Below are 7,408 nucleotides of genomic sequence, written 5' to 3' on the forward strand. Positions count from 1 at the left end.
CAATTTTATAAAAAATCACAGCCACAAACCCACATAACAAAAAACCAGAAACAGCATTCAACCTACTGTTTCTGGCTTTAAAATTTACATCTTTTCTGGAGCCGATACACCAATCAATTTAAGTGCATTTCTCAATGTTACGCGAACTGCTTGGATTAGCGCTAATCTCGCCTTACTCACTTCTACATTTTCAGAATCCAGTACTTTGTCACTGTTGTAAAAACTGTGGAAAGCTGAAGAAAGCTCTTGAATATAATTGGCAATACGGTGAGGGATTCTTCTTGTCGCTGCTTCTCCCACCACTTGAGGGAAGTCACCTAGCTTTTTCAGCAGTTCAATTTCCTTTTCACTGCCGATCAATGAAAAATCCGCACCTTCAGCTGTCATACCCATTTCTTCAGCTTGACGTAAGATACTTGAGATACGAGCATGTGCATATTGAGCATAGTACACTGGATTTTCATTCGATTCAGATACAGCTAGATCCAAATCGAAGTCCATGTGCGTGTCTCCACTTCTCATCGCAAAGAAGTAACGGACTGCATCTAAGCCTACTTCCTCCACGAGCTCACGCATTGTAACAGCTTTTCCTGTACGCTTACTCATTTTCATTTTTTCACCATTTTTATATAAATGGACGAGTTGAATGACTTCAACCTCTAAATCATCTGGATTGTGACCAAGTGCTTCCATTGCCGCTTTCATTCTTGGAATGTATCCATGATGGTCCGCTCCCCAAATGTTAATTAACGTGTCAAAACCACGAGCAAATTTGTCTTGATGATAGGCAATGTCCGGTGTCAAATACGTGTATGTGCCATCATTTTTAACAAGAACACGGTCTTTATCGTCACCAAATTGTGTCGAACGGAACCAAACGGCTCCACCTTCTTCAAAAATGTGACCGGTCTTCTTAAGCTCTGCCAGCGTCTCATCAATTTTCCCATTTTCATAAAGGGACGTTTCAGAATACCAAACATCAAATTTTACACGGAAGTTTTCCAAATCCACCTTTAGTTTTTCCAACTCATACTTTAATCCGTATTCTCTAAAGTGTTTATAACGCTCTTTTTCATCCATTTCAGCGTATTGATTGCCGAACTCTTCCGCTAGTTTCTTCCCAATTTGTACGATGTCTTCCCCGTGATATCCATCCTCAGGCATTTCGCGGTCATGTCCTAGAGCTTGGAAATAGCGTGTCTCTACTGATAAAGCTAAGTTATGAATTTGGTTCCCCGCATCGTTTATGTAATATTCACGAGAAACATCATAGCCTGCTTTTGAGAGGACATTACATAGTGAATCTCCTACCGCTGCTCCTCTAGCATGTCCAAGGTGTAAATCTCCCGTTGGGTTAGCAGAAACAAACTCGACTTGTACCTTTCTTCCTTGCCCTACATTCGTTTCACCATATTGCTCGCCAGCTTTAAGAATCGTTGGAACGAGCTCCGTTAAATAGCCATTATTTAAATGAAAGTTTATAAAACCTGGACCTGCGATTTCAATCTTTTCAACTGAAGTTTTACCCAAGTCGAAGTTCTCTTGAATCCCTTCTGCAATCAGTTTTGGGGCCTTTTTCGCAACTCTCGCTAATTGCATAGCCATATTTGTAGCGTAATCCCCGTGAGATTTTTCCTTAGGGGTCTCTAGAATGACTTCTGGAATGTCCTCTTCGTTCGCTAGCCCCGCCTTCACAACGGCATTTTTAATTTCTAGCTTAATTTGTTCTTGTACTTGATCGACAATACTCATGCCTTTTCCTCCTGAAACGAAAATGTCATTTTATATGTACCGATGAATGACTCCTGCATCGAAAGAGCATACTCCAGTTTCAAAGTATGCTGATTATTATCCTTTGTCTGATGGTTAATTTCAGATGTGTGGGCTGCGATTGGTATCGTTCCATACACATGTTCATAGTGTCCTCGCGTTGTTTCATCTAGGCGATGCTCTAAACGCATAGAAACGGCCCCACTTCTTAATAAAAGCGCATACCCATCTTTCCATTTTAAAATCGTTTTTACGGTCCCTTCTTCATGGGCCTCTTCGTATTTTAAAAACTCACTACCTGCTTTTTTAAAATATTGACCCCATACCGTCAATTCATACCGTTCAACTTCTTGGTCTCGTTTAATTTCATTTTGAAGTGTTATTTTGACTTCTTGATCGTTGGCAGTCAAAGAAAAACCTCCTGCGTCCACCTATTATAACTATATAAGTATAAAGATTTTTATTGTGAATCGCAAACTAGACCAACGGAATGCGTTTTCGAAGCAAAAAATTCTTTATTTTCAATCGTTGACCGACTATTATCTAACCTTAGGAACCATTTATCAGAACTCAGACTCCATTTATCCGAACTCTCACACCTTTTATCCGAACTCAGACACCCTTTATCCGAACTCACGCACCCTTTATCCGAACTCAGACACCCTTTATCCGAACTCTCACACCCTTTATCCGAACTCAAACACAAACAAAAAGAAGCACCCGATTCACAAAGCTATCTACCGGGTGCTTCATTCTCTCTCTTTATTTTACCCAGCCCAACAAAATTTCCCTCAAAAACTTACTGGCTGCTATTTGTGTTTGTTCGGATGGGTCATACGCTGGTGCTACTTCCACAATGTCTGCTCCCACAACGTTGATGTCGGAGTTTGCGATCATTGTAATGGCTTCAAGTAGCTCTTTGGAGGAGATTCCTCCTGCTTCAGCTGTTCCTGTTCCAGGTGCATGAGCTGGGTCTAACACATCGATATCAATCGTTACGTATACATTTCTGCCCGCTAGCTTAGGTAAAACTTCCTTTAAAGGAGCTGCTACATCGAACTTCGCCATATACATACCAGACTCTTTTGCATATTGGAACTCTTCTCTCATACCAGAACGGATTCCAAATGAATACACATTTTCAGGTCCGATAAGGCCGCAAACTTTACGGATTGGAGTAGAATGAGATAAAGGCTCCCCTTCATACTCTTCTCTTAAGTCAGCATGTGCATCAATATGAATAACGGCAAAGTCAGGGTATTTTTTATGGATGGCTTTAAAAACCGGCCATGTGCATAGATGCTCTCCACCTAAACCAACTGGAAACTTGCCTGCATCTAAAAGCTGGCCCACATACTCTTCAATGAGATCTAAACTTCTTTGTGGGTTTCCGAATGGTAACGGAATGTCACCCGCATCAAAGTACTTCACTTCTTCTAAATGCTTGTCTAAGTATGGGCTATATTCTTCTAACCCTAAAGATACTTCACGAATTCGAGCTGGACCAAAACGGGACCCGGGACGAAAGCTAACGGTCCAATCCATTGGCATACCGTAGATAACAGCCTTGCTTTCCTCGTAACTCGGATGGCTTTTTATAAACACATTTCCTGAATATGCTTCATCAAAACGCATTGTCTTCACTCCCCAGAAACCTACTCGATTAAATCTTTCACAAACTTTGGTAAAACAAAGCAAGCTTTATGTAGCTCTTTTGTATAATACTTTGTATCAATATCATGGAATCGGCTATCTTCAACAGCTAGTGGATCATACTTTTTAGATCCAATCGTAAATGTCCAAAGTCCACTTGGATAGGTTGGAATATTTGCTGTATATAGTTTAGTGATTGGGAAGATTTCTTTAACATCCTTCTGCACTTGACGAATTAAGTCTGGTGTAAACCATGGGTTGTCCGTTTGTGCAACGAAAATTCCGTCTTCCTTTAATGCCTTTGAAATTCCCGCGTAAAAACCTTTGGAGAACAAGTTCACTGCTGGACCAACTGGTTCAGTCGAGTCAACCATGATGACATCATATTCGTTTTCGCTTTTAGCAATATGCATGAAGCCGTCATCCACTTGAACGTCAACTCTAGGATCATCTAATTTACCAGCAATCTCAGGTAGATATTTTTTTGAGTACTCAATTACTTTCCCGTCAATATCCACTAGTGTCGCTTTCTTGACACTTGGGTGCTTCAACACTTCACGGATGACTCCACCGTCTCCTCCACCCACAACTAGTACATTTTCAGGGTTCGGGTGCGTAAATAATGGAACATGCGCTACCATTTCATGATAAACCCATTCGTCTTTTTGGTTTGTCATGACCATTCCATCTAAAAGAAGCATGTTGCCCCATTCTTCTGTTTCTACCATATCTAATTGTTGAAATTCAGTTTGCTCTGAATGTAGAGTCTTTTTTACTTTCATTGTAATTCCGAAGTTTTCTGTTTGTTTTTCAGTAAACCAAAATCCTCCCATGATACTCATCCTTTCTTTAATTACACTATTTTCGCATACTTTGTTGGTTCTTTATACATAGCTTAAACTTACAAACTATAGCCGTTGATTTCCGTTGCAGGTGCTTGCTTTCCGTGGGCGGTCCGGGAGCCTCCTCGTCGCTGTCGCTCCTGCGGGGTCTCCCTTGTCCCTTCCTCCCACAGGAGTCAAGCACCTTCCACTCCAATCAACTACTGCTTTAACTATAAGTGATAAACAACAATCTTTACGAAGGCAGCTTCTATTATGTTATTTATGTCCAATCATAAGACTTCTCTTTCAAATGATTCCCTATGTACTTCATTACAAACACAGGAATTCAAATTGAATTGAATCTATGGTCTATTGTTGCATTTCATGTTGATGGTGTATTTTTTGTCTAGCTGCGATGGCTAGGACCTCGAGTCACAAGTCTATCCTCTCGTGGCAAAGAACGCCACGACGAGGCTAGCCTTGTGCTTGTCGGTCCTGAGCAAGCCATCTCCGCTTTTCGATTTAACACACTGAGAAAAAGTATAGTCTAAACTAGCAAAAATTCAATATAAAAATTTGCAAAATGTTTAAATTGAGTCCTTTTTTTCCAAAATGAGAATAAAGGATGATGGATTAGCGGAAAATATTGTCACTAGAGAGAGGTGAACGTACGATGGAAGTGTTGACGGGTAATCATTTTGAACGAACGAAGCGGTATGCGAGAGCTTTGTTTTTTTTAGCTTTACTTGCTACGGTAATAGGTTTTATGACGGTCAGTGCTATTTTTATATATGCCAAAGTACTTGGTCCACCTCCCCTCGTGGTGTCGAAGTCCTCTTTATTTGTGGCAGATGATGGGCACATTTTTGGAGCCACCAATCCTCAAGGTGAGATTCGGTATTGGATTCCGTTAGATGATATTTCAGACCATGTCCAACACGCTACGATTTCGATTGAAGACCGGAATTTTTATGACCATAACGGTTTTGATTTAAAGAGAATTGCCGGGGCTGCCTTGGCCGATATCAAAGCGATGTCTATGGTACAGGGAGCTAGCACCATTACCCAACAGTATGCTCGAAACCTATATTTAGGCCACGATAAGACATGGAAACGAAAGTTAGCGGAAGCCTTTTACGCTGTACGTCTTGAGATGAGCTACTCTAAGGAAGAAATTTTAGAAGGGTACCTTAATACGATTTACTATGGTCATGGTGCATATGGGATCCAAGCTGCCAGCCAATATTATTTTGGTAAAAATGCAGAGCGACTGACTCTTGCAGAAGCTGCCATGTTATCCGGAATACCAAAGGGGCCAAGTCATTATTCACCCACAGATAATTTTGAAAAAGCCAAGAAAAGACAGGAGCTCATTCTCCGTTCTATGGTTGAGAACGGATATATTACGAAAGAGCAGGCTGATCTTGCTGCTAAAGAAGAACTAACTCTAGTCGGCCAGCACCCACATAAGCAAAATGGGTTTGCTCCTTACTTTCAGGATATTGTTCGGTCTGAGCTCGTTAATAAGCTGAAGATTAGTGAGGAAACCATTGCACTTGGCGGATTAACGGTCTATACCACCATTGATTCCAACTTGCAGCAAATAGCTGAAGAGGTCATAAATTATAATATGTCGGATCAGTCCGCTATGCAGGTGGGGTTTGTTGCGATGGATCCGGCTACAGGTTATGTAAAAGCATTAGTGGGTGGACGTGACTATGTGAAAAGCAGTTACAATCGAGCCTATCAAGCGTTACGACAACCAGGTTCAACAATAAAGCCACTCTTGTACTATGCAGCTATTGAAAGAGGGTTTACCCCTTCTACAACGATGAAGAGTGAGGTCACTACTTTCAAGTACGATGAAGGCCGTGCCGAATATACACCACACAACTTTAATAATCATTATGCAAATGAGGAGATTACCCTAGCTCAAGCATTAGCACTTTCAGATAATGTCTTTGCTGTAAAAACCCATCTCTTCTTAGGTGAAGAAGTTCTAGTAGATACAGCGAAAAAGTTTGGGATTTCATCAAAGATGGATCTTGTTCCTTCCCTTGCTCTCGGGACATCTGGAGTGCGTGTCGTTGAAATGGTGAATGCCTACAGCATGTTTGCAAATGGTGGAAAAAAGATTGAACCTACTTTTATTAAAAAAGTAGTAAATCACAAAGGTGAGGTATTATACGAAAAAGAGCAAGAAGACACGCAAGTACTGGACCATGACTTAGCCTTTGTCATGTCCCATCTCTTAAGAGGTATGTTCGATCCTAAATTGAATGATTACGCTCGTGTAACGGGAAGTTCGATTATCAATGAAATGACGCGACCGTATGCGGGTAAATCAGGTTCAACGGATACGGATAGCTGGATGATTGGCTTTTCTCCTGGCCTCACAGCTGGGGTGTGGACAGGGTATGATGATAATCAAGAAATTACGTTGACCGCAGAAAAGCTGTATGCCAAAAATATATGGATTGATTTTATGGAAAAGGCATTAGAAAAAGAGCCGGTTAAAACCTTTGTACCGACCAAAGGTGTAGTCGGAGTATATGTGGACCCTGATAACGGAAAACTGGCTACAGAGAGCTGTCCTGTATCGAGGCTGACCTATTTTAAAGCCGGTACAGAGCCTACTACTTACTGTATTGAACATATCGAACACAGAATAGAGGAAAATCCAGAACCGAAGACGGAACCAAAAGAGCAACCTGATGGCAAGGATAGGCCTTGGTATAAGAAATTGTTTGATTGGATTTAGGGAGGCTAGCACTTTTATAGGTGCTGGCTTTTTTGTTTTATGTCATGTCACACCGGACCCCGGGGCCGCACTCAAATTGGATTTTTCGCACTCAATTTCACCTTTCCGCACTCAAAATCAATTTTCCGCACTAACGACTCGGGTTTCTAGCCAAGTTAAAGCAATCACACACCCCGCCCCTCCTAATTACCAATAAACAAAGCATGTAATAGCATGAATAATCATCTTTTAACCACTTACAACAACCAAAAACCTTCTTATTTTAAAAAAGCCGGTTAATAAATACAAAAATGAAAAATCGAGTAGGAGGGGGTGACTAACCCCCGACCTCTCACACCACCGTACGTACCGTTCGGTATACGGCGGTTCAACTATGATTGACGTAAAAATTCATATCGTT

5 protein-coding genes are annotated in these 7,408 nt (G+C 41.1%); 1 reads left to right on the forward strand and 4 read right to left on the reverse strand.

Annotated elements, in window-relative coordinates; translation table 11 throughout:
* Positions 1-84: 84 nt before the first annotated feature.
* The 4 genes from argS to speE all read right to left on the reverse strand — a co-directional run bounded on the left by argS (position 85) and on the right by speE (position 4,256).
* Complete coding sequence (gene argS / locus ABDZ91_RS04305; protein WP_343796674.1) at positions 85-1,752, reverse strand: arginine--tRNA ligase; 1,668 nt, start codon at positions 1,750-1,752, stop codon at positions 85-87.
* Positions 1,749-2,180, reverse strand: coding sequence for a YwiB family protein (locus ABDZ91_RS04310; protein ID WP_343796676.1), 432 nt, complete (start codon positions 2,178-2,180; stop codon positions 1,749-1,751). The genes argS and ABDZ91_RS04310 overlap by 4 nt, the downstream gene beginning before the upstream one ends.
* Positions 2,181-2,532: 352 nt before the next feature.
* Positions 2,533-3,405 (reverse strand): agmatinase, encoded by an 873-nt coding sequence (gene speB, locus ABDZ91_RS04315; protein WP_343796678.1) that lies wholly within the window; start codon positions 3,403-3,405, stop codon positions 2,533-2,535.
* Positions 3,406-3,425: 20 nt separating this feature from the next.
* Complete coding sequence (gene speE / locus ABDZ91_RS04320) at positions 3,426-4,256, reverse strand: spermidine synthase (RefSeq protein WP_343796680.1); 831 nt, start codon at positions 4,254-4,256, stop codon at positions 3,426-3,428.
* A 664-nt stretch (positions 4,257-4,920) separates the two neighbouring features.
* Here speE and ABDZ91_RS04325 point away from each other — a divergent pair.
* On the forward strand, positions 4,921-7,008 hold the full coding sequence (locus ABDZ91_RS04325) for a transglycosylase domain-containing protein (protein WP_343796681.1): 2,088 nt from the start codon (positions 4,921-4,923) through the stop codon (positions 7,006-7,008).
* Positions 7,009-7,408: the final 400 nt, after the last annotated feature.

Origin of the sequence: Bacillus carboniphilus (assembly GCF_039522365.1) — a bacterium.
Classification (GTDB): domain Bacteria; phylum Bacillota; class Bacilli; order Bacillales; family JC228; genus Bacillus_BF; species Bacillus_BF carboniphilus.

What these genes read in the sequence shown, in the direction of transcription:
- argS (WP_343796674.1), bottom strand. Translation starts at nt 1,752, where the DNA reads ATGAGTATTGTCGATCAAGTACAAGAACAAATTAAGCTAGAAATTAAA.
- speB (WP_343796678.1), bottom strand. Translation starts at nt 3,405, where the DNA reads ATGCGTTTTGATGAAGCATATTCAGGAAATGTGTTTATAAAAAGCCAT.
- speE (WP_343796680.1), bottom strand. Translation starts at nt 4,256, where the DNA reads ATGGGAGGATTTTGGTTTACTGAAAAACAAACAGAAAACTTCGGAATT.
- ABDZ91_RS04325 (WP_343796681.1), top strand. Translation starts at nt 4,921, where the DNA reads ATGGAAGTGTTGACGGGTAATCATTTTGAACGAACGAAGCGGTATGCG.